This window comes from Pantoea sp. ABR1s, assembly GCF_057812235.1.
In genome coordinates this window covers 1,895,083-1,917,026 of record NZ_CM173823.1, presented here as the reverse complement: position 1 = coordinate 1,917,026, position 21,944 = coordinate 1,895,083, and the positions used below count along the sequence as shown (strand labels likewise).

At 54.5% G+C, this 21,944-nt stretch carries 25 protein-coding genes, 1 pseudogene and 1 other annotated feature; of the genes and pseudogenes, 18 read left to right on the top strand and 8 right to left on the bottom strand.

Annotation, left to right across the window (positions count from 1 at the left end):
- Positions 1–114: 114 nt before the first annotated feature.
- Positions 115–363 (top strand): YciN family protein, encoded by a 249-nt coding sequence (locus ACXKZD_RS08870; protein WP_033757844.1) that lies wholly within the window; start codon positions 115–117, stop codon positions 361–363.
- Between the two features lie 31 nt (positions 364–394).
- Here ACXKZD_RS08870 and sohB read toward each other — a convergent pair whose 3' ends face one another.
- Positions 395–1,441: a protease SohB gene (gene sohB / locus ACXKZD_RS08865; RefSeq protein WP_010244469.1), complete on the bottom strand. Its 1,047-nt coding sequence runs from the start codon at positions 1,439–1,441 to the stop codon at positions 395–397.
- Between the two features lie 173 nt (positions 1,442–1,614).
- Here sohB and ACXKZD_RS08860 point away from each other — a divergent pair, with 173 nt between their 5' ends.
- Positions 1,615–2,376, top strand: coding sequence for a YciK family oxidoreductase (locus tag ACXKZD_RS08860; RefSeq protein WP_010244466.1), 762 nt, complete (start codon positions 1,615–1,617; stop codon positions 2,374–2,376).
- Complete coding sequence (gene cobO / locus ACXKZD_RS08855; RefSeq protein WP_010670250.1) at positions 2,376–2,966, top strand: cob(I)yrinic acid a,c-diamide adenosyltransferase; 591 nt, start codon at positions 2,376–2,378, stop codon at positions 2,964–2,966. Before ACXKZD_RS08860 ends, cobO begins: the two co-directional genes overlap by 1 nt.
- 54 nt (positions 2,967–3,020) lie before the next feature.
- Here the strand turns inward: cobO and rluB are convergent, their stop codons facing one another.
- Entirely contained in the window at positions 3,021–3,911 is an 891-nt protein-coding gene (gene rluB / locus ACXKZD_RS08850; RefSeq protein ID WP_010670251.1) for a 23S rRNA pseudouridine(2605) synthase RluB, read from the bottom strand.
- Between the two features lie 779 nt (positions 3,912–4,690).
- Here rluB and ACXKZD_RS08845 point away from each other — a divergent pair.
- Entirely contained in the window at positions 4,691–5,338 is a 648-nt protein-coding gene (locus ACXKZD_RS08845) for a hypothetical protein (RefSeq protein ID WP_010244455.1), read from the top strand.
- 10 nt (positions 5,339–5,348) lie between these two features.
- On the opposite strand, the gene ACXKZD_RS08840 is transcribed toward ACXKZD_RS08845, so the two are convergent.
- Positions 5,349–5,969: an L-threonylcarbamoyladenylate synthase gene (locus tag ACXKZD_RS08840; protein ID WP_003853883.1), complete on the bottom strand. Its 621-nt coding sequence runs from the start codon at positions 5,967–5,969 to the stop codon at positions 5,349–5,351.
- Positions 5,970–5,981: 12 nt separating this feature from the next.
- Positions 5,982–6,866, bottom strand: a complete 885-nt coding sequence (gene rnm / locus ACXKZD_RS08835) for an RNase RNM (RefSeq protein WP_060680303.1) — start codon at positions 6,864–6,866, stop codon at positions 5,982–5,984.
- Between the two features lie 153 nt (positions 6,867–7,019).
- Positions 7,020–7,121, top strand: a sequence feature (Trp leader region).
- A 23-nt stretch (positions 7,122–7,144) separates the two neighbouring features.
- Between rnm and ACXKZD_RS08830 the strand changes: the two genes are divergently transcribed.
- The 6 genes and pseudogenes from ACXKZD_RS08830 to ACXKZD_RS08805 all read left to right on the top strand — a co-directional run bounded on the left by ACXKZD_RS08830 (position 7,145) and on the right by ACXKZD_RS08805 (position 14,172).
- Positions 7,145–8,710 carry an anthranilate synthase component 1 gene (locus ACXKZD_RS08830; protein ID WP_010670253.1) on the top strand — a complete coding sequence of 522 codons (1,566 nt, stop codon included), beginning with the start codon at positions 7,145–7,147 and terminating at the stop codon, positions 8,708–8,710.
- Positions 8,710–10,304: pseudogene (trpD, locus tag ACXKZD_RS08825) on the top strand (bifunctional anthranilate synthase glutamate amidotransferase component TrpG/anthranilate phosphoribosyltransferase TrpD). Before ACXKZD_RS08830 ends, trpD begins: the two are co-directional and overlap by 1 nt.
- A 2-nt stretch (positions 10,305–10,306) precedes the next feature.
- Positions 10,307–11,668, top strand: coding sequence for a bifunctional indole-3-glycerol-phosphate synthase TrpC/phosphoribosylanthranilate isomerase TrpF (gene trpCF / locus ACXKZD_RS08820; protein ID WP_488982009.1), 1,362 nt, complete (start codon positions 10,307–10,309; stop codon positions 11,666–11,668).
- 46 nt (positions 11,669–11,714) lie between these two features.
- Entirely contained in the window at positions 11,715–12,905 is a 1,191-nt protein-coding gene (gene trpB / locus ACXKZD_RS08815) for a tryptophan synthase subunit beta (protein WP_488982008.1), read from the top strand.
- Positions 12,905–13,708, top strand: coding sequence for a tryptophan synthase subunit alpha (gene trpA, locus ACXKZD_RS08810; protein WP_010670255.1), 804 nt, complete (start codon positions 12,905–12,907; stop codon positions 13,706–13,708). Before trpB ends, trpA begins: the two co-directional genes overlap by 1 nt.
- Before the next feature lie 149 nt (positions 13,709–13,857).
- Positions 13,858–14,172 carry a BON domain-containing protein gene (locus ACXKZD_RS08805; protein WP_010244430.1) on the top strand — a complete coding sequence of 105 codons (315 nt, stop codon included), beginning with the start codon at positions 13,858–13,860 and terminating at the stop codon, positions 14,170–14,172.
- 56 nt (positions 14,173–14,228) lie between these two features.
- Here the strand turns inward: ACXKZD_RS08805 and ompW are convergent, their stop codons facing one another.
- A complete protein-coding gene (gene ompW / locus ACXKZD_RS08800) occupies positions 14,229–14,864 on the bottom strand; it encodes an outer membrane protein OmpW (protein WP_029519099.1) in 636 nt (211 codons plus the stop codon).
- A 249-nt stretch (positions 14,865–15,113) separates the two neighbouring features.
- Here ompW and ACXKZD_RS08795 point away from each other — a divergent pair, with 249 nt between their 5' ends.
- Genes ACXKZD_RS08795 through yciA form a run of 4 tightly spaced genes read left to right on the top strand, consistent with a single transcriptional unit; the run spans position 15,114 to position 17,364 of the window.
- Positions 15,114–15,530 carry a YkgJ family cysteine cluster protein gene (locus ACXKZD_RS08795; protein ID WP_010670256.1) on the top strand — a complete coding sequence of 139 codons (417 nt, stop codon included), beginning with the start codon at positions 15,114–15,116 and terminating at the stop codon, positions 15,528–15,530.
- A gap of 27 nt (positions 15,531–15,557) precedes the next feature.
- Positions 15,558–16,292 carry a YciC family protein gene (locus tag ACXKZD_RS08790; RefSeq protein ID WP_010244420.1) on the top strand — a complete coding sequence of 245 codons (735 nt, stop codon included), beginning with the start codon at positions 15,558–15,560 and terminating at the stop codon, positions 16,290–16,292.
- 51 nt (positions 16,293–16,343) lie between these two features.
- Positions 16,344–16,883, top strand: a complete 540-nt coding sequence (locus tag ACXKZD_RS08785) for a septation protein A (protein WP_010244416.1) — start codon at positions 16,344–16,346, stop codon at positions 16,881–16,883.
- Between the two features lie 58 nt (positions 16,884–16,941).
- Positions 16,942–17,364: an acyl-CoA thioester hydrolase YciA gene (gene yciA, locus ACXKZD_RS08780; protein WP_010670258.1), complete on the top strand. Its 423-nt coding sequence runs from the start codon at positions 16,942–16,944 to the stop codon at positions 17,362–17,364.
- A gap of 36 nt (positions 17,365–17,400) precedes the next feature.
- Here the strand turns inward: yciA and tonB are convergent, their stop codons facing one another.
- Positions 17,401–18,156: a TonB system transport protein TonB gene (tonB, locus tag ACXKZD_RS08775; protein WP_050680216.1), complete on the bottom strand. Its 756-nt coding sequence runs from the start codon at positions 18,154–18,156 to the stop codon at positions 17,401–17,403.
- A 197-nt stretch (positions 18,157–18,353) separates the two neighbouring features.
- On the opposite strand from tonB, the gene ACXKZD_RS08770 reads away from it, so the two are divergent.
- Together ACXKZD_RS08770 and ACXKZD_RS08765 are read left to right on the top strand one after the other, a co-directional pair.
- On the top strand, positions 18,354–18,650 hold the full coding sequence (locus ACXKZD_RS08770) for a YciI family protein (protein ID WP_010244407.1): 297 nt from the start codon (positions 18,354–18,356) through the stop codon (positions 18,648–18,650).
- Between the two features lie 77 nt (positions 18,651–18,727).
- A complete protein-coding gene (locus ACXKZD_RS08765; protein WP_010670260.1) occupies positions 18,728–18,913 on the top strand; it encodes a hypothetical protein in 186 nt (61 codons plus the stop codon).
- Between the two features lie 226 nt (positions 18,914–19,139).
- Here ACXKZD_RS08765 and ycgZ read toward each other — a convergent pair whose 3' ends face one another.
- Positions 19,140–19,382: a regulatory protein YcgZ gene (gene ycgZ / locus ACXKZD_RS08760; protein ID WP_010244401.1), complete on the bottom strand. Its 243-nt coding sequence runs from the start codon at positions 19,380–19,382 to the stop codon at positions 19,140–19,142.
- A 448-nt stretch (positions 19,383–19,830) separates the two neighbouring features.
- Between ycgZ and ACXKZD_RS08755 the strand changes: the two genes are divergently transcribed.
- A complete protein-coding gene (locus ACXKZD_RS08755) occupies positions 19,831–20,058 on the top strand; it encodes a hypothetical protein (protein WP_231631310.1) in 228 nt (75 codons plus the stop codon).
- Between the two features lie 54 nt (positions 20,059–20,112).
- Here ACXKZD_RS08755 and ACXKZD_RS08750 read toward each other — a convergent pair whose 3' ends face one another.
- The gene (locus tag ACXKZD_RS08750; RefSeq protein WP_003853917.1) at positions 20,113–20,286 is read right to left on the bottom strand and encodes a YciY family protein; all 174 of its coding nucleotides are present in this window, start codon (positions 20,284–20,286) and stop codon (positions 20,113–20,115) included.
- Positions 20,287–20,456: 170 nt separating this feature from the next.
- Here ACXKZD_RS08750 and cls point away from each other — a divergent pair, with 170 nt between their 5' ends.
- Positions 20,457–21,917 carry a cardiolipin synthase gene (cls, locus tag ACXKZD_RS08745; protein WP_010244396.1) on the top strand — a complete coding sequence of 487 codons (1,461 nt, stop codon included), beginning with the start codon at positions 20,457–20,459 and terminating at the stop codon, positions 21,915–21,917.
- Positions 21,918–21,944: the final 27 nt, after the last annotated feature.

Here is a 21,944-nt window from a genome sequence, read left to right as displayed (position 1 = left end):
TAGCACTCAGCCCGGACTTACGCCAGGTTTTCATCGATTACACCGATTTGTCACAGCGTGTGACTCGCCAGTAATATAGAAAGGATTGGAGTACTGTCAAACAGGAGTCAATAAATGCAGAGTTCAACTCAGGCTATTTCCCGCCAGGCGTTGCTGGAAAAGGCCAATGCGCTGATCAAAGAACATGATGATTATTTAGCGGGAATGCAGGCGGATGAGGTGATTCAGCAGGGAGAAGTGCTGGTATTTCGCGGACCGTTTTTTCTCGATGCCGATGGAGTGCCGACGGCTAAAACCACGGCGGTGTTTAACGTGTTCAAACACCTTGCCGTGGTGCTGTCGCCGCTCTACCACCTGGAATGAAAAAACCCGGCGCAGGCCGGGTTTCGCATCATCAGAGCAGTGGCTTTTCGCCGCGCTGCCAGAGTTTCAGCAGCAGGCGCTCTGCCACCGAGCCGGCGCTCTGCGTAAAGCGATCCATCACCTTACGGCGGCGGGCATAATGCACGCCGAGCACGCTGAACTTATCCATCTGACGGATGATCAGATCATCGCTGGTGCCGATTTCGTCAACCAGGCCGAGGTCCAGCGCCTGGCGGCCATACCAGTGTTCACCGGTTGCCACCTGATCGATGTCGAGTGACGGGCGCATCTGGTGGACAAACTGCTTGAACAGCAGGTGCGTTTCGTCGAGATCTTCCTGGAATTTCTCACGTCCCTCTTCGGTGTTTTCACCAAACAGCGTCAGCGTGCGCTTGTACTGTCCGGCGGTATGCAGCTCAATATCAATATCGTTCCGTTTCAGCAAGCGGTTGAAATTGGGGATCTGCGCGACCACGCCGATGGAGCCAATAATCGAGAAAGGTGCTGCCACAATACGATCGGCTACGCAGGCCATCATGTAACCGCCGCTGGCCGCCACTTTATCCACGGCCGCCGTGATACGCAGACCCTGATCGCGCAGACGCTGCAGCTGCGAGGCTGCCAGGCCATAGCCATGAACCACGCCGCCAGGGCTTTCAAGACGCAGCAGCACTTCATCGCCAGGCTGCTTGACGGCCAGCACGGCTGAAATCTCTTCGCGCAGTGAAGTCACCTCATGGGCGTCCATGCTGCCTTTGAAATCGAGTACATAGAGCGTGGGCTTCGCACTGTCTGTCTGCCCCTGCTTCGCCGCCTGCTTTTCCGCTTTGGCTTTCAGCTTTTCACTTTTCTTATGATTTTTCAGCCAGACTTTTTGTGCCTGAGGCTTCATTTTTGCCAGCTGCAAATCCTCTTTCATCTGTTGATAGTCATCATCCAGATGAGTCAGTCGAAGCTGACCGTTTTGTGCCCGTTTGCGTAATGCGGCATTCATCACAATCATGACAATCACAGCTACGGCAACCACCAGTGTCACCACTTTCGCTAAAAACAGTCCATACGTTGAAATAAAATCCATAGGTCGCCTTAGTAAACTGAGAATCAAAAACAGTTCGCCAGTTTAGCCGTTTTGCCCCGCTTCGTCGCCTGAAATGCCAGCAGCTGGCACAGAATGCGTGGGTTGGCGATTGCGCCCATTCGTAAATTCAGGCATAAAGCGGAATCATGCTGTTTTCGCTGGAGGACCCCGCTGTGCATTATCAACCGAAAAGCGACCTGCTCAATCATCGCATTATCCTGGTCACTGGCGCTTCAGATGGCATTGGCCGGGAAGCGGCGCTGACTTATGCCCGCTATGGCGCAGAAGTGATCCTGATGGGCCGTAACCCTGAGAAGCTTCAGCAGGTCGAACAGGCGATCAATCAACTCAATCTCTGCCCTGCTCACACTGTGGTGTTCGATCTGGCCGAAGCGACACCGGAACGTTGCCAGCAGGTGGCAGAACAGCTGGCACAGCAGTTCCCGCGTCTCGACGGCGTGCTGCATAACGCCGGTATCCTCGGTGAGATTGTGCCGCTGGCTGAACTTGACCCACAGGTCTGGCAGCAGGTGATGAACATCAACCTGGACGCCACCTTCTTCCTGACGCAGGCGCTGTTGCCGCTGCTGTTAAAATCGGATGCCGGTTCACTGGTGTTTACCACCTCCAGCGTGGGCCGTACCGGTCGCGCGGGCTGGGGGGCTTACGCCGTCTCTAAATTTGCTACCGAAGGCATGATGCAGGTACTGGCTGATGAGTATAAAACGCAGGCATTGCGGGTGAACTGTATTAATCCGGGCGGGACGCGAACCAAAATGCGTGCCAGCGCGTTCCCGCAGGAAGATGCCAATAAGCTGAAAACCCCTGCCGATTTGATGCCGCTCTACCTTTATCTGATGGGTGATGACAGCCGTCGTAAAACCGGGATCAGCTTTGATGCCCAGCCAGGCAGAAAACCGGGAGCCGCTGAATAATGGCTGACGATCGTCATCAACAGCGTCAGCAGCGGTTAAAAGAACAGGTAGATGCGCGTATTGCTGCAGCCACGGAGGTTCGTGGCATCCTGATGGTCTTTACCGGCAATGGCAAAGGCAAAACGACTGCGGCCTTTGGCACCGCACTCCGCGCCACCGGTCATGGCAAACGCGTGGCGGCTATCCAGTTCATTAAAGGTGACTGGCCGAATGGCGAGCGAAACCTGCTGGAACAGCACGGTGTTGAATTTCAGGTGATGGCAACCGGCTTTACCTGGGATACGCAGAACCGCGAAACGGATACCGCTGCCTGTCTGGCGGTGTGGCAGCATGCAAAACGGATGCTGGCCGATGAGCAGCTGGATCTGGTGGTGCTCGACGAAATCACCTATATGGTCAGCATGGATTATCTGCCACTGGAAGAGCTGATAGCGGCCCTGCAACAGCGCCCGGCGCATCAGAGCGTCATCATTACCGGACGTGGCTGTCATCGCAGCCTGACTGAGATGGCGGATACGGTGACTGAGATGCGGCCAGTTAAGCACGCTTTTGATGCCGGGATACAGGCTCAGCAGGGAATTGACTGGTAACAGAAAAAGAAAACGCAGCCCTGGGGCTGCGTTTTTAGCGATCGGGCAACGTGATTAACCGGAGTTACGTTTGCTGCCCGGATTGCGGCGTGGTGCACGTGGGGTGCTGCTCACTTTACTGTGACGTTTCACGGCACGACGAATCTGGTTCGCTTTGGTGCGACGACGATCTTTTTCGACCACCAGTTTGGTAACCGTTTCATCATCCATCTCCACCAGATTACGCAGGTAGTTAACCGCAGGCAGATCCAGTTCGGTCCAGCCACCGCGTGGCAGGCCTTTTGGTAAGGTGATATCGCCGTAGCGAACACGCATCAGACGACTGACCTGCACGCCGACCGCTTCCCATAAACGACGCACTTCACGGTTACGTCCTTCGGTCAGGGTCACGTTGTACCACTGGTTGATCCCTTCTCCACCGCCAAATTTCAGGGTTTTAAAGGCAGCCGGGCCATCTTCCAGCTGAACGCCCTTGCTCAGCTGACGAATCTTATCATCGTCGACCTGACCAAAGACGCGCACCGCATATTCACGTTCCACTTCACGGCTCGGATGCATCAGGCGGTTCGCCAGTTCACCGTCAGTGGTGAAGAGCATCAGACCACAGGTGTTCACATCCAGACGGCCAACGGCAATCCAGCGTGAACCGCGCAGACGAGGCAGACGGTCAAATACCGTTGGGCGCCCTTCAGGATCGCTGCGGGTACAGAGTTCACCTTCTGGTTTGTAGTAAGCCAGCACGCGGCAAACTTCGGTTGCTGATTCAGCAATCGAGACCAGATGGCCATCAATACGGATTTTCAGAGATTTGCTGCTTTCAACGCGGTCGCCCAGGGTGGCGATCTTGCCGTCGACGCTGACACGGCCAGCGGCAATCATTGATTCGATTTCACGACGCGAGCCATGACCGGCACGCGCTAAGACTTTCTGTAACTTTTCGCTCATTGAGCTTCCTCTTTGTCGCCTTCCCAGGCGTCACGGTAGGGTGATAATTCTTTCTGAATCAATAGGTTAACCTATTAATTCGGCCCTATTATACAGGCATTTACCCCTGAAGTAACGCGCTTTATGAGTGGGTCTGAAGCGAATTAAGAAGGGTCAGCCTCTGATAGTTTTAGATCTGATAATATCTGACGCTGATTTAAATAATCCCCGTGCATCTGGCAGGAATAAGATTAATAAAATGCATGTATTAAAAACTTTATAGCTGATGACAATTAAATTTTCTAACCACTTCAGTTTCATCAACGTAATGTTCTGGTGATAAAAACCTTAACACTATCTTACACTTTCGCTGGTTTTCCCTTGCTTTTATTCTTCTTAAAAAAACATTAAAGTCAGCACAAAAAACTGTTTTAATGATTTAATCCATTATAACTGCTCGGTAAATACAAAAAAGCCAGATTTTTCTTAACGCAGATTTATTTAAGGCCTTATTTTCAAGGACATTTGATTCTTATTAGCTTTAATAAATTGTACGACACTATTAAGCTGATATAATTTATTCCTGTAGCACAATAAAAAGCAGGACTCACGATAGAGGGGTCTTGCAACAATGAAGTCCGGCTTTTGTTATTCGTTTATAAAAATAGTCTTTTTAGATTAATCCAATAAACCGGCGCATCCGGAGTTGTTGCGTTAATACGGTTCAGTGATGAACCTTGCTTGCATGTCAAAAATCTTCACCAGGGATTTCCCGACATGCCTGAATAAAGAAACCCATCATGAAAAACCTGTTGCTGTGCCCGGTGCTTGCTGCACTGGTGCTGAGCGGGTGTTCTGTGGGCCATACTGAGTACAGTCGTACGGCGATGCAGCACGTAGATATGAGCGTGACTGGCATTCCGACGATCCTCGGTCTCGGCACACTGGGCACCAGCATTCCTCTGACGCCTGAATATAGCCTGACAGCTGCGCACGTTGCCAAAACTGCCGTGCAGCGCGTCAAGTCTTATCACCCTTATTGCGACCTTGCGATTATTTATCACAAGAATGACGCCAGCACGCTGACTAAGTTCCGCAGCAGCGACATCGGCGATCCGGTTAAAATGTATGGCTACAGTTTTATTTCAGCGATGCCGGTTGAATCGACCGGAGTTAATTTAGCCCGTACGGCTATTCGGAATAACTGGAATAAAAGTCCCTGTATAGCCATGGCCTCCAATGCAGGTGTTGTTCAGGGGATGTCAGGCGGCGGCGTTTATAACCGTGATGATACGCTGGGCGGCGTGATTGTTGGCTATTCTGACTCGATTAAAAATGGGCGTAATAACAAAGTGATCCTGAAAGATGTGTCACTTTATATTCCTTACGGCCAGTTCAAAAGCTGGTTAGAGTCGAATCTGGCCCAGACACCGACACGCGGTGCCTGAGCCTGAGGGCTTACAGGAACGGGCGGGTATCGCCCACCCCTTCACGCACAATTTCCGGCGCATCGGTGGTCAGATCGACCACCGTGGTCGGCTGCTGGCCCAGCGTGCCGCCGTCGATAATCAGATCGACCAGCTTGCCGATGCTGTGCTGGATCTCTTCCGGATCGGACTCGGTGAAATCGTTGCCCGGCAGAATTAATGAGGTCGACATCATCGGCTGATTCAGTGCTTCCAGCAGCGCCAGCGCCACGGGATTAGAGGGCACGCGCAGACCAATGGTCTTACGTTTTTCATTCATCAGGCGGCGCGGCACCTCTTTGGTCGCCTTGAGAATAAAGGTGTAGTTGCCTGGCGTGTTGTTTTTCAGCAGGCGAAACGCTGAGTTGCCCACCTGCGAATAGACCGACAGCTCAGAGAGATCCCGGCACATCAGGGTAAAGTTGTGGTGCCCGTCGAGCTGACGGATACGACAGATACGCTCCATCGCGCCCTTCTCCTCCAGCCGACAGCCCAGCGCATAGCCGGAATCGGTTGGATAAACAATGACGCTGCCTTTGTTCAGGTAGTCAACCGCCTGATTAATCAGGCGGGGCTGTGGGTTGTCCGGATGAATATGAAACAATTGACTCATAGAAACCTCGTGTCACCTTTCCGTGATTGCCAGGCTGGGAGCCAGATCCGGGAAGCGTTCCCAGACCGGCTCAACCGCCGCGGGCAGCCAGAGTTTGCGGCCCAGTTCAATCCACGGACAGGGTTGATGAAAATCAGAACCTTGTGATGCGGCCAGTTCATTATCTCTGGCGTATTGCGCCAGCGTCGTGCGCTCATTAGGCGGCTGCTGGCACTGCGCGACTTCCATCGCATCACCGCCCGCTTCGCGGAAATGGGCGACCAGCCGTTTGAGCCACTTTGCCGATAAACCGTAACGGCCAGGATGCGCCAGCACGGCGCAGCCACCAGAATGATGAATAGCATCAATAGCTTGTTTAATTGTACACCATTGTGGCGGCACGTAACCGGTTTTGCCACGCGCCAGATAATTTTTGAACACCTGCGCCATATTCTCTGCTTTACCCTGCTCAATCAGGAAGCGGGCAAAGTGACCGCGGGTAATGATGCCGCCATCAGCCAGTCGCGTGGCTCCCGCCAGCGCATCCGGGATACGTGCCTTCGCCAGTCGCTCACCAATCTCTTCTGCACGTGCTTGCCGACAGGCATGTTGTCCGGCCAGAAACGCCACCATCGCCGGATGGCGGATATTAATGTTCAGTCCCACGATGTGAATCTCATGGTTTTCCCACAGGGTGGAGATTTCTGCGCCCGCCAGCACTTTTATCGGTAAATCGTAATCGATTGCCGTTTGCTGCGCTTCATCTACCCCTGCAACGCTGTCGTGATCGGTGATCGCCAGTACGCCGACGCGCATCTCAACCGCTCGCTGCACCAGGGCGGCTGGCGTCAGTAAGCCATCGGAGGCACGCGTGTGGCTGTGTAAATCATAAACCGGGAAACGGGCGATATCGCTCAAGAGAACTCCTGCAAAAACTAAACCGGCCAGCATGATAACGATTTTCACGGTCAGTGAAAAAGTGTATTGACATTTCCGCTCTGAACCCGTTAACTAGTACACAAGTTCACACGTAACGGGTATTCAATCATGGCTGTTGTAATCACGCATTTAAACGGTTGGCGCGATGTTCCCGAAAACGGGCGACAGGGTCGTGCACACTTTGCGTAAACGCTGTGCTAATACCTGAGCCCGCCACCGAGCGGGCTTTTTTTTGAGCGAAATTCAGAGAAATCATCATGCCAAATGCGAAACCTACAGTGAAGTTGATTACCGGCACCGCACCCTACCGCGAAGATCCGGCCGCAGTGTTTCACCAGCTGTGCGGCGCACGTCCGGCAACCCTGCTGCTTGAATCCGCTGACATCGACAGCAAGCGCAACTTAAAAAGCCTGCTGATTGTCGACAGCGCGCTGCGCGTCAGCGCAATGGGCAATAATGTCACCGTTCAGGCGTTGTCAGAAAATGGCCGCGCCCTGCTGCCGCTGCTGGATGAGGCCCTGCCTGCGTCGGTCAGCAATCAGGTTCGTCCCGATGGACGCGAGCTGACTTTCCCGCAGAGCACCGACCATCAGCAGGATGAAGATTCCCGCCTCAAGGCACTGTCGGTGTTTGATGCTTTGCGTCTGATTCCACAACTGGTCAACTCCCCTGCCGATGAGCGCGAAGCCGTACTGCTGGGTGGCCTGTTTGCTTATGATCTGGTTGCCGGTTTTGAAACCCTGCCGGAGCTGGATAATCAGCAACGCTGCCCCGACTACTGTTTTTACCTGGCAGAAACCTTACTGGTGATCGATCACCAGACCCGCAGTGCGCGTCTGCAGGCCAGCCTGTTCTGCCCGTCCACTAGCGAGTTCCAGCGCCTGCAGCGCCGCATCGAGCAGTTGCACGGCCAGATGCTGCAGCCGGCACCGGCTCTGCCGGTCCAGCCGGTTGAACAGATGACGCTGACCACCAGCCAGAGTGATGAAGAGTATTGCGACGTAGTACGCACACTTCAACAGGCGGTTCGCATCGGCGAAATTTTCCAGGTCGTGCCGTCACGTCGCTTCTCGCTGCCGTGCCCGTCGCCGCTGGCTGCTTATGAGACACTGAAAAACAGCAATCCCAGCCCCTACATGTTTTTCATGCAGGATCAGGATTTCTCCCTGTTTGGCGCGTCGCCTGAGAGTTCGCTGAAGTATGACGCCACCTCCCGTCAGATTGAGATCTACCCGATTGCCGGTACCCGCCCGCGTGGCCGCCATGCTGATGGCTCACTGGACCGCGATCTAGACAGCCGCATTGAGCTGGAGATGCGTACCGACCATAAAGAGCTGGCTGAGCATCTGATGCTGGTGGATCTGGCGCGTAACGATCTGGCACGTATCTGCGTGCCCGGCAGCCGTTACGTGGCAGACCTGACCAAAGTCGACCGCTACTCGTTTGTGATGCATCTGGTTTCCCGCGTGGTGGGTACGCTGCGCGCGGACCTCGATGTGCTGCACGCTTATCGTGCCTGTATGAACATGGGCACGCTGAGCGGAGCACCAAAAGTTCGCGCCATGCAGTTGATTGCCGGGGCTGAACGCACCCGTCGCGGCAGCTACGGCGGCGCGGTGGGCTACTTCACCGCCCAGGGCGATCTCGATACCTGTATCGTTATCCGCTCCGCCTATGTAGAAGATGGCGTCGCCACTGTTCAGGCGGGCGCCGGTGTGGTGCTGGATTCTAATCCGCAGGCTGAAGCTGATGAAAGCCGCAACAAAGCACGCGCCGTACTGCGCGCTATCGCGACTGCCCATCACTGCAAGGAGATCTTCTGATGGCCGATATTCTGCTGCTCGATAACATCGACTCTTTTACCTATAACCTGGTTGATCAGTTGCGGACCTTTGGTCACAACGTGGTGATTTACCGCAACAATCTGCCTGCCGAACTGCTTATTGAACAGCTGCAGCGGATGGAGAACCCGGTGCTGATGCTCTCTCCCGGTCCCGGCGCGCCAAAAGATGCTGGCTGTATGCCGGAGCTGCTGCGGGTGCTGCGTGGTCGTCTGCCAATTATCGGTATCTGTCTGGGTCACCAGGCGATTGTCGAAGCCTATGGCGGCCATGTGGGCCAGGCAGGCGAGATCCTGCACGGCAAAGCCTCTTCAATCGACCATGACGGCGAGGCGATGTTTGCCGGTCTGAGCAATCCGCTGCCGGTGGCGCGCTATCACTCGCTGGTGGGCAGCAACACGCCGGAAGAGCTGACGGTGAACGCCAGTTACAACGGGATGGTGATGGCCGTTCGCCATGAAACCGATCGCGTATGCGGGTTTCAGTTCCATCCTGAATCGATTTTGACTTCTCAGGGCGCGCGCCTGCTTGAGCAGACGCTGGCCTGGGCGCTGGCGAAGTAACAGGGAGAATAAACATGCAACAGACACTGGAAAAACTTTACCAGGCGCAGACGCTGAATCAGGCTGAGAGTCATCAGCTGTTCAGCGCCATCATTACCGGACAGCTGGAGCCAACGCAGCTCGCTGCCGCGCTGATCGCCATGAAGGTGCGCGGTGAAACGCCGGAAGAGATCGCCGGAGCCGCCACCGCACTGCTGGAAGATGCCAAACCTTTTCCCCGCCCTGATTATGCGTTTGCCGACATTGTGGGCACCGGCGGCGATGGCAGTAACAGCATTAATATCTCGACTGCCAGCGCCTTTGTCGCTGCGACCTGCGGTCTGAAAGTGGCGAAGCACGGCAACCGCAGCGTCTCCAGCAAATCGGGCTCCTCCGATCTGCTGGCCGCCTTTGGCATCAATCTCGATATGCCCGCTGACCGGGCGCGCCAGGCGCTGGACGATCTGAATGTCTGCTTCCTGTTTGCGCCGCAGTATCACACCGGTTTTCGCCACGCGATGCCGGTCCGCCAGCAGCTTAAGACCCGTACGCTGTTTAACGTGCTGGGCCCGCTGATCAACCCGGCACGCCCGCCACTGGCAGTGATTGGCGTTTACAGCCCGGAACTGGTGATGCCGATTGCCCAGACGCTGAAAGTGCTGGGTTATCAGCGCGCGGCGGTGGTTCACGGTGGCGGAATGGATGAGGTGGCGCTGCACGACGTGACCCATGTGGCCGAACTGCGTGAAGGTGAAATTACGCGCTATCAGCTCTCGCCAGAGGACTTTGGTTTTGGCTTCCATCCCAAAGAGGCGCTGGCGGGCGGCACGCCGGAAGAAAATCGTGACATTCTGACCTCTTTACTCCAGGGTAATGGCCAGCAGGCCCATGAGGAGGCCGTCGCCGTCAACGTGGCGATGTTGCTTAAAGTATTCGGTCAGGAAGATCTGCGTGAAAACGCACAGCAGGCGCTTAACGCCATCCGCAGCGGACAGGCTTATGAGCGTGTCGTCGCACTGGCAGCAAGAGGATAATCATGAAAGGCACCGTGTTAGAAAAAATTGTTCAGGACAAAGCGATTTGGGTTGAAGCCCGTCAGCAGCAGCAGCCTCTCTCTACCTTTCAGAACAGCATTGAACCCGCCAGCCGTCATTTCTACGACGCGCTGCAGGGTGCAAGAACCGCGTTTATCCTGGAGTGTAAAAAGGCCTCTCCCTCGAAAGGCATTATTCGTGAGGATTTCGATCCAGCCGCCATTGCCGGAGTCTACCGCCACTACGCTTCCGCGGTGTCTGTGCTGACCGATGAGAAATATTTTCAGGGCGACTTCGCCTTTCTGCCGATTGTCAGCGCGGCCATCACCCAGCCGGTACTGTGCAAAGATTTTATCATCGACCCCTATCAGATCTATCTGGCACGTTACTACCAGGCGGATGCGATTCTGCTGATGCTGTCAGTGCTGGATGATGAGCAGTATCGTAAGCTGGCCGCCGTGGCGCACAGCCTGAAGATGGGCATTCTGACTGAAGTGAGTAATGAAGAGGAACTGGAGCGGGCTATCGCGCTGCAGGCCAAAGTTGTGGGTATAAACAACCGCGATCTGCGTGACCTCTCTATCGATCTTAACCGCACCCGTCAGCTGGCACCGCGCCTGTCACACGGCGTCACAGTAATCAGCGAATCAGGCATTAACAGCTATGCCGATATTCGCGAGCTGAGCCACTTTGCCAACGGCTTCCTGATTGGTTCTGCACTGATGGAAGAAGCCGACCTGACCGCAGCGGTGCGTCGGGTCACGCTGGGCAGCAATAAAGTGTGCGGCCTGACCCGTGCCGAAGATGCGCGCGCCGCCTATGAAGCCGGGGCAATCTATGGTGGTCTGATCTTCGCGGAAGGTTCCCCGCGCCAGATTGACACCGCTACGGCGCAGACCGTGATCGCTGCGGCCCCGCTGCGCTACGTCGGCGTGTTCCGCAATGCCGCTATAAGTGACATTGTCACGCAAGCCGGTGCGCTTTCACTCTCTGCGGTGCAGCTGCATGGCAACGAGACGCCGGCGTTTGTGGCTGAACTGCGTGCGGCTCTGCCAGCAGAGATTCAAATCTGGAAGGCGCTGCGCATTGAAGGCACCTTACCGGCGCGCGACTGGCCTCATGTTGACCGTTATGTGTTTGATAATGGCGACGGCGGGACCGGACAGCGTTTCGACTGGTCGCTGTTACAGGGGCAGACGCTCAACAATGTGCTGCTGGCCGGTGGCATGAGCGCGGATAACTGTGTTGAAGCCGCGCAGCTCGGCTGTGCCGGACTGGACTTCAACTCTGGCGTGGAAAGCGCGCCTGGCATCAAAGATGCCCGTAAAATTGCCGCTGTGTTTCAGACACTGCGAGCCTACTGATTTGCCTGGCCTGCTCAACGGCGGGCCCGAGAAAGGAAGATAAAAAATGACGTTACTTAATCCCTACTTTGGCGAATTTGGCGGAATGTATGTTCCGCAAATCCTGATGCCAGCCCTTCGCCAGCTGGAACAGGCGTTTGTCGACGCCCAGAAAGATCCTGAGTTTCAGGCCGAGTTTACCGACCTGCTGAAGAACTATGCGGGTCGCCCTACCGCCCTGACGCTGTGCAAAAACCTGACTAAAGGCACCAAAACCCGCCTCTATCTTAAGCGTGAAGATCTGCTGCACGGTGGCGCGCACAAGACCAACCAGGTGCTGGGTCAGGCGCTGTTAGCCAAACGCATGGGCAAAAACGAAATCATTGCCGAAACCGGTGCGGGTCAGCACGGCGTGGCTTCAGCGCTGGCCTGTGCGCTGCTGGGCATGAAATGCCGCATCTATATGGGCGCAAAAGATGTGGAGCGTCAGTCACCCAACGTCTTCCGTATGCGTCTGATGGGCGCAGAAGTGATCCCGGTGCACAGCGGCTCCGCCACGCTGAAAGATGCCTGTAATGAAGCGCTGCGCGACTGGTCTGGCAGCTACGAGACATCACACTATATGCTCGGCACCGCAGCGGGTCCGCATCCCTTCCCGACGATTGTGCGTGAGTTCCAGCGCATGATTGGCGAAGAGACTAAAAAGCAGATTCTGGAAAGAGAGGGTCGCCTGCCCGATGCGATCCTCGCCTGTGTGGGCGGCGGCTCCAACTCCATCGGCATGTTTGCCGACTTTATCGATGAGACCAGCGTGAAGCTGATCGGCGTAGAGCCTGCGGGCCACGGCATTGAGACCGGCGAGCATGGCGCGCCGCTCAAGCACGGTCGCGTCGGCATCTACTTCGGTATGAAATCGCCGATGATGCAGACCCATGATGGCCAGATTGAGGAGTCTTACTCCATCTCTGCCGGCCTCGACTTCCCGTCGGTAGGCCCGCAGCATGCGCACCTGAACAGCATCGGTCGTGCGGAATATGTCTCCATCACCGATAACGAAGCACTGGCCGCCTTTAAACAGCTCTGTCGCGATGAAGGTATCATTCCGGCGCTGGAGTCATCCCACGCCCTGGCGCACGCTATGAAGATGATTCAGGCCGAGCCGGAAAAAGAGCAGTTGATTGTGGTCAACCTCTCTGGCCGCGGCGACAAAGATATTTTCACCGTTCATGACATTTTGACAGCGCAGGGAGAAATCTGATGGAACGTTACAATCAACTGTTTACGCGTCTGTCAGCGAATAACGAAGGGGCTTTCGTTCCTTTCGTTACGCTGGGCGATCCGTCACCGGAGCTTTCACTGCGCGTGATTGACGCCCTGGTTGAAGGAGGCGCGGATGCACTAGAGCTGGGTATTCCCTTCTCCGATCCCCTTGCAGATGGCCCGACCATCCAGAATGCGACGTTACGCGCCTTTGCGGCGGGCACCAACACCAGCCAATGCTTTGAAATGCTGGCCACTATCCGCCGTAAGTATCCGGATCTGCCGATTGGATTGCTGATGTACGCCAATCTGGTCTTCACCAACGGTGTGGATGAGTTCTATGCCCGTTGTGCAGAGGCGGGTGTGGATTCGGTGCTGGTGGCGGATGTGCCCGTTGAAGAGTCCGCGCCCTTCCGTCAGGCGGCGCTGCGTCATGGCGTGGCACCCATCTTCATCTGTCCGCCTAACGCCAGCGATGAGCTGCTGCGTGAGATCGCTTCACACGGACGGGGTTACACCTACCTGCTGTCGCGCGCGGGCGTGACCGGTGCTGAAAACCGTGCCAGCCTGCCGTTGCAGCATCTGATCGACAAGCTGCGTGAATACCATGCAGCCCCGCCGCTGCAGGGCTTTGGTATCTCTGAGCCTGAACAGGTGAAGGAAGCGATCGCTGCGGGCGCTGCGGGCGCGATCTCCGGCTCTGCGATTGTCAGAATCATCGAAAAACATCATTCAGAGCCTGAGGTGATGCTGAGCGAGCTGAAGAACTTTGTCAGCCGTCTTAAAGCCGCCAGCCGTTAATCCTGCCAGCATGCCTTATCGCGCGATAAGGCATGATTTGTTTCCTTTTTTTTCATTCCCCCATTTGCCCTTTTTGCAAAATCTGCACCACAATGACAATGCGCCGTTACGGTAACGTCGCATCCATTTTGTGACAGGGAGAGAAAGCAATGAAATTCGTTAAACTGCTGACAGGTGCTGTACTGGCGGGCGTGGTTGCGCTGACACTGAGCGCCTGTGCGCCAACCGCAACCAAAGAGGGAACCGGTGGCTATATTGATGACACTGTGGTGACCACAAAAGTTAAAGGTGAACTGCTGAAAGATGACTCGCTGAAATCAACTGAAATCAACGTAGAAACCTTTAAAGGTAAAGTTCAGCTGAGCGGTTTTGTTTCATCACCACAGATGGCTAACCGTGCCGTTCAGGTTACGCGCAGCGTGGCGGGCGTGAAGTCCGTTGTTAACAATATGCAGATCAAATAACGTCTTAACAGACAAAAAAGGCCGCTGATTCAGCGGCCTTTTTATCATCTTTATCATCAGAAACGGTAACCCGCTCCGAAGAAGAAGACCCAGGGATCGATGCGCATATTGATATTCTGCTGCTCGCCACCCGCTTTAAACTTCACTTCCGTATCAATATCCATGTACCACACCGACGCATTCAGCATCCAGTCACGGTTAATCTGATAATCCAGACCGACCTGACCCGCCACACCCCAGGAATCCTTCACGCTGAGATCGGTCAGGCCCGCATCGCGGCCCGTCTGGTTGAAATCGGCATCGTAAAAGGTGGTGTAGTTGATACCTACGCCAACGTAAGGACGCGCTTTGCTCTTGCTATCAAAGAAGTAGTACTGCGCCATCAGCGTAGGCGGTAACTGGCGTACCGTTGCCAGTGTTCCGGTCGGGCCCAGGCCCACCTTGTGACGGAACGGTGTGGCGGCCAGTAATTCAACACCAATGTTGTCCGTTGCCATGTAAGTAAAGGTCAGGCCCAGCTGCGTGTCGTTGGATGCGCTGAACTCGCCCATCCCTAACACATTATCGGAACCTTCGGTGGGCCGGACGGTGGCACTACCGGCACGCATAAAGAAGTCGCCTGCTTCGTGGGCCATCGACAGCTGAGGGAAAGCCAGAGCCAGCAGCATCGCGCATTTTGCCAGTTTCATCATCACTCCTTTGCTTAATGTTAATGTCGCGAACGTCATCGCTTTTTGCTGGCAAATATTTAACGTGATTTACAGAAAATTGCACTCTGTACCCTTCAGATAAATTACTTAAAAAACAATGAATTGATTTAGATCAATTTCGGCTCAGGCTGGCGCAGCAAAATTCCCCTTGCTGAATAATTTCGCCAGGCCTATTTTGCTTATCTTCTCTGGTGATTTTGGTTCGATGCCCTGGGAGGGGCGGGTGATCAAATGAGTGAAATAACTAACCCTTGTGTCAGCTGTGGCGCCTGCTGCGCCCATTTCCGCGTCTCATTTTACTGGGCCGAAGCCGATGATGCCGGCGGCCCGGTGCCGACCGCATTAACCGAACCGCTCAGCCTGTTAATGCGCAATATGCGTGGAACGAACGATCGCGCGCCGCGCTGCGTTGCCCTTGAAGGCGACATTGGCGGCTGTGTCTCCTGCGGAATTTACGAACAACGTCCGACGCCCTGTCGGGAATTTTCGATGTCGGGCGAAGCGGGTATCCACAATGAAGCCTGCGATCGCGCCCGCGCCCGGTATGGTCTTCCCGCCCTTTTTTCTCCATCTTTACCTGTCATGACAGAAAGTTATGCCGCAGCGGGTGCCCGCGAGCTGTCAGAACATGTACAATCGCCGGGTTAATTAACCCGGTTCCTCAAAGGAGTGTACATGTCTATCACGGCAAGCTCGTTATACCGTGACACAGGAAATTTCGCGCGCCATCAACTGGCTACGGTGCTGTTGATGTCGCTGCTGGCCGCTTTTATCACCGTCATGCTGGTGCATGTGCTGACGCCAGGTGCCGATCAGATGGCCCTCCTGCAACAGGGTGACGATAGCGCCGGTTCGCTGTTTGAGATGGTGCAGAATATGTCACCGGAACAGCAGCAGGTGCTGCTGCGCGCCTCGGCGGCCAGCACCTTCGCTGCGCTGATGGGGAACACGCTGCTGCTTGGCGGAATGCTCTATCTGATCCCGATGGTCTCTTCCGGCCAGCGTGTCAGTGCGTTGCGGGCGATTGGTGCTTCAGCGCCGCTGCTGCCAAAGCTGCTGCTGCTCACCTTCCTGATGACGCTGGTGGCGCAACTGGGCTTTATGGTGCTGGTGGTGCCAGGCATTCTGCTGACGATTCTGCTGTCGCTGGCTCCGGTGATGGTGGCCAGTGAGAAGATGGGTGTCTTTGCCGCCATGCGGGCCAGCATGCGGATGGCGTGGAAGAATGTGAAGCTGATTGCCCCCGCTATTCTGCTCTGGCTGCTGGCCAAAGTGGTGGTGATGCTGTTCTTCTCTTCGCTGACGGTTTTACCGCTGAATGTCTCGTCGGTGATTTTCACCGCGGCAGGCAATGTGGTTTCGGCGATGTTGATTATCTATCTTTATCGGCTCTATATGCTGTTACGTTGATTGACGATGTGCCTTCGGGCACATTTGCAACCAACTCTGAATGGAAAAACTATGAAGCAGCTACTCGACTTTCTTCCCCTGGTGGTCTTTTTCATCTTCTACAAGCTGTATGACATTTTTGTCGCCTCGGGCGCGCTGATTGTCGCGACCGGTCTGGCGCTGGTTGTCAGCTGGGTGCTCTATCGCAAGCTGGAAAAGATGACGATTTTCACCTTTGTGCTGGTGGCGGTTTTTGGCACCCTGACGCTGGTGTTCCACAACGATGAGTTCATTAAGTGGAAAGTCACGGTTATCTACAGCCTGTTTGCCGCCGCCCTGCTCTACAGCCAGTGGTTTATGGAGCAGACGCTGATTCAGCGCATGCTGGGCAAAGAACTGCAGCTGCCCGACGCGGTCTGGCGTCGGCTCAACGTTGCCTGGGCGCTGTTCTTCTTCATCTGCGGCCTGGTAAACATCTATGTCGCCTTTTGGTTATCTCAGGCGTTTTGGGTTAACTTTAAAGTGTTCGGTCTCTCCGGTCTGACCTTACTGTTTACCCTGCTCAGCGGGCTTTACATCTGGCGACAGATGCCGCAGCAGGAACAAAAATAATCATCTGCCCGGTCCGCCGGGCATTTTTTTAGCATTCACCTGCATAGAAGTGGAAGCAATGGGCGAAAAACATAAATTGCCGAAAGGCGAAATGGTGCTGCGTACGCTCGCCATGCCAGCAGACACCAACGCCAACGGCGATATTTTTGGTGGCTGGCTGATGTCACAGATGGATATGGGTGGCGCTATCCTGGCGAAAGAGATCGCTGAAGGACGCGTGGTGACGGTTCGCGTCGACGGCATGTCATTTATGAAGCCCGTCGCGGTGGGCGATGTGGTGAGCTGCCATGCGAGCTGTCTTCGTACCGGCAACAGTTCCATGACGATTAATGTGGAAGTGTGGATCAAAAAAGTGTCGTCTGAGCCGATTGGACAAACTTACATTGCGACGGAAGCGGTGTTTATTTATGTGGCGGTCGACAATGAGGGTAATTCCCGTCCTCTGCCAGCCGGTCGCGCCAACCAGCAACCCGGCGAATGAAAAACAGGTCAGGCTGTTTCAGCCTGACCTGACGCTTTATTCCAGGCTGGCCCCACCATTAATCTTAAACACGATATTCATGGTCAGACCCTGCCCAGGCTTTCCTTTCTCATAGCGCCAGGTTTTCATCGCCTGCTTAACGCCCCGCTCAAACATATTGCTCGGCTGAGCAGAGAGGATCTGGATGTTATCCACTCGTCCGTCACTATCCACATCAAACTTCACCCGCACCCGTCCTTCTATCCGCAATGCCAGCGCGCGCTGAGGATAACCAGGTTTACTCACGGTAAGAGCTTTTGGGCCGGTTGAGGCCGATGAGGTGGGTGACGGCGTAGATTTTGGCGCCGTGGTCGGTTTGTTCTGCGTCGCCGGGGCTTCCTGCTTAAACGGATCGGCCTGCGGTTTGCTCTCCTGACGCGGCTTCACCTCGCGTTTAGGCTGCTCCCGCTTGTGCTCTGGTTTCGGTTTGGGCTTTGGCTTAGGCTCAGGTTTGGGAATCGGCACCGGCTCCGCTTTCGGCGGTTCGGGCACGGGCTGAGGTTCCGGCACCGGTTCAGGTTCAGGCTGAGGTTCTGGCTGTGGCGCAGGCGGCTCCACGATGGCCGGTGCAGGCTCAGGCTGAACTTCAGGGGCAACCATGGTAACGCTGATGGGCTGCGACGCTTTGGGCACCTCAATCACCTGCTGGAATGAAGCATACAGAATTCCGGCTATCACGGCCCCATGCAAAGCAACAGACAACAACATGGAGACAGGCGTGCGTTTAGGTAATGGCATAGTCAGCGTGGTCATAACAGTCGCAGTGATTGAATGAAGCAGCGATTTTAAATGCAAATAGCAATCAGTTTCAATAACTCCCGCCATCCCGCCTGAAGAAAAGCGCTTTTTAGCCCTTTATGCTGAGCCATTCACCACTCTGAGGTTTCGTTTGCACTCTGAGGGGCAATCCCTTAACGTGTTGCGAAATTCTGGTTAATGGGAGTTCCTTAGTGCTTTACGTCATTTATGCAGAAGATACTGCAGATTCACTGGAAAAACGTAACGCCGTGCGCCCTGCCCATCTGGCACGGCTCAAACTGCTGCAGGAAGAGGGACGCCTGATCATTGCAGGCCCGATGCCTGCTGTCGACAGCAACGATCCTGGTGTAGCGGGCTTTACCGGCTCAACCGTGATTGCTGAATTCCCGTCATTAGAAGAAGCACAATCCTGGGCACAGGATGATCCCTACTTCGCCGCGGGCGTCTATAAGCAGGTTTCGGTTAAGCCGTTTAAACGCGTCTTCTGATCGTGACTCAGCATTGAAAATGGCTTCTGTGCCTGGCACAGAAGCCATTTTTATTTTGATCGTTCAAGAGAGGAAAGATGCAGATAATCATTCTGGGGCTACTGGCCATTATCGCTTTACTGATCGGAAGCGCGGTTTATCTCTGGCGAACTCAGGGCTGGCGTAATAAAAAGCAGTGGATTGTCATGCTGATCGTGCTGGCGGCGGCACTGCAGCTGGTGAACGTAACGCTGATGATGACGACACAACGTCTCGCTGGTTAATCAGACCTGAGGTTTCATTGCGACAGAGCAGCACATCACTCTCTGTCGCAGCAACCGGCCGGTCTGAATATTCTGCCTCGCGAATAAACGCAGCGACCAATTGATCTTAATAAATTAAAGCGTTGTTCTGAACGACATTGATAATAAACCGGCAGTACACCGGCCTGGTCATTCAATAATACACGCTCTCTTTATTATCCCGCCACTGGCTATTTTCAGCGATGAGTTAACCGCGATCCAGAATCAGGCCAATCAGCGCATGATAGTGCTGTTCTTCTTCCGGACTGGTGACATGCTGTAAACGGCCAATCAGTTTTGAGCAGATCGCTTTACGATTCAGACTACGACCCGAACTGATAATTTCCGTCACGACGGAGCCAAGAATGGCCTGTTGTGAGGGCTGCGCGGCGCTGTGTAAATACGCGGAGATGTCAGAGACTGAAGCGGGAATACGAACGTTAGTCTGCATGGTTGACCCTCATAGGATTCATTTAAGATTAATAACCGATGCGATAAAGTTATACAACAACGAGCTATCTGTACAGATATTTAGCTTAAAAAATCAGATCGTTTTGTTTTAAAGACAACAAACTCATAAATAACAGCACATTACAACACTGTAAAGTTGTACAACTTTTTATCCTGCTGGTTTTATCCTGTTAATATTCCCTCTTTAGTCCGCGCCTGCATGACCTGTTTTACTATTAAAAAATGATTTTTCCGCCCTTTTTTTAGTATTAAAGAGGAATTATCTCGCAGAGCTGTCTACATTTACCCCTTGTGAGTTGAACCTCTGAATGGATGCACAGCACAGTCGCGGGCACATTATGCATAAAACTTATTCTGGCCAGTCCCTTACATTGCTCGACCCGCTGTTATCCCGGCTCCTTTCTATTGTTGACCCCAAAATAGAAGTAATGAGTGGTTACCCTGCTAATTGCTCAGTGTGGCTCACTGTCTATTATCAGCGTAAATCGCGTCAGTGGTCTTACGAATGGTACGATCGTGTGGGTTACCACAGGCCGAGTGAGCTGGGCAGCTCAATGGAATGTCTGATGCGCGAAGTCAGCGATCGTGGCGCGTCGCATCAGGAGCACCTGATAGCGCGACGGGCGATGGCAGAATCGGTTTTTTTTGAAGCCTGATTTGAAGTCTGAATAGCCTGCTTTGTCCGACAGGCTGAATTCACCGGGCTTTCGCTATATTATCTGCGTAATAAACAGAATCGAACGACGCTGCTGTTGTGCAAGCTGATGGCGAATGCAGTGGATACGCTTATACCGCCGCGACTGCCCTTCCAGCCAGCGGGAGCGGCGGCGATGCACCTGCCGTAACATTCTCCAGCGCGCCACTTCATTTCTGCTTCGTTTCATCACTTCCTCTCTGACGTCATACACACGAGATATACGCGAGGGCATTATAGAGATCTCTGCAGTAATGCCAAATCGGATCCTTCATCGAGGATGTCCGGGATAAAGGGTTCCGTTAGCCGTCATCTGCACGTAAACTTGCCGGACGAAAGCGCGAACGGGATGTCCACTTTATGACCACTTTTTATACCCTGATCAGCTGGTTGCTGGTGTTTGGTTACTGGCTGCTGATCGCCGGGGTTACGCTGCGCGTATTGATGAAGCGACGGGCAGTGACATCCGCGATGGCCTGGCTACTGGTTATCTATATTCTGCCGCTGGTCGGGATTATCGCTTATCTCTCTTTTGGCGAACTCCATCTGGGTAAACGTCGTGCAGAGCGCGCCCGCACCATGTGGCCATCCACTGCCCGCTGGCTTACTGACCTTAAGCAGTGCCGTGAAATTTTTGCCACCGAACACAGTGACGTTGCGCGTTCGCTGTTTGAGCTTTGTTACCATCGTCAGGGCATCGCCGGGGTCAAGGGCAACCAGCTGCAGCTGCTCACCAGCGCCGACGACGTGATGCAGGCGTTGATTCGTGATATCCAGCTGGCCCGCCACAACATTGAGATGGTGTTCTATATATGGCATCCCGGCGGTCTGGCGGATGAAGTGGCGGAATCGCTGATGGCGGCATCACGCCGTGGCGTTCATTGCCGTCTGCTGCTCGACTCTGCGGGCAGTGTTACCTTTTTCCGCAGTCCCTGGGTCGGCATGATGCGCAATGCCGGAATCGATGTGGTGGAAGCGTTGCAGGTCAGCCTGCTGCGCGTCTTCCTGCGACGGATGGATCTGCGTCAGCACCGCAAAATCGTACTCATTGATAACTACATCGCTTATACCGGCAGCATGAACCTGGTCGATCCGCGCTTCTTTAAACAGAGCGCGGGTGTTGGTCAGTGGATTGACCTGATGGCGCGAATGGAAGGCCCGGTGGCGACGGCGATGGGGATTGTTTTCAGCTGCGACTGGGAGATAGAGACCGGCAAACGCATTTTACCGCCGCCGCCCGATCGCAACATTATGCCGTTTGAACAGGAGAGCGGCCACACCGTGCAGGTGATCGCCTCCGGCCCCGGCTTCCCGGAAGATATGATCCATCAGGCGCTGCTGACTGCGGTCTATTCGGCGCGTGAACAGTTGATCATGACCACGCCCTACTTAGTGCCGAGCGACGATCTGCTGCATGCTATCTGTACGGCGGCGCAGCGTGGCGTCAATGTCAGCGTGATTGTGCCTCGTCACAATGACTCGCTGCTGGTTGGCTGGGCCAGCCGCTCCTTCTTCAGTGAGTTGCTGGAAGCGGGCGTGAAAATTTATCAGTTTGAAGATGGCCTGCTGCACACCAAAAGCGTGCTGGTCGACGGACAACTGAGCCTGGTGGGAACCGTGAATCTCGATATGCGCAGTTTATGGCTGAATTTTGAAGTGACGCTGGTGGTTGATGATGCGGGTTTTGGCAGCGATCTCGCCTGTGTGCAGGATGACTATATCGCCCGTTCCCGCCTGCTGGATGGCAAGCGCTGGGCAAAACGTGCCTGGTGGCAACGCATCGTCGAACGACTGTTTTACTTCTTCAGTCCTTTACTGTAAAACGAGCCAGATTGTGTAAATGGCCGC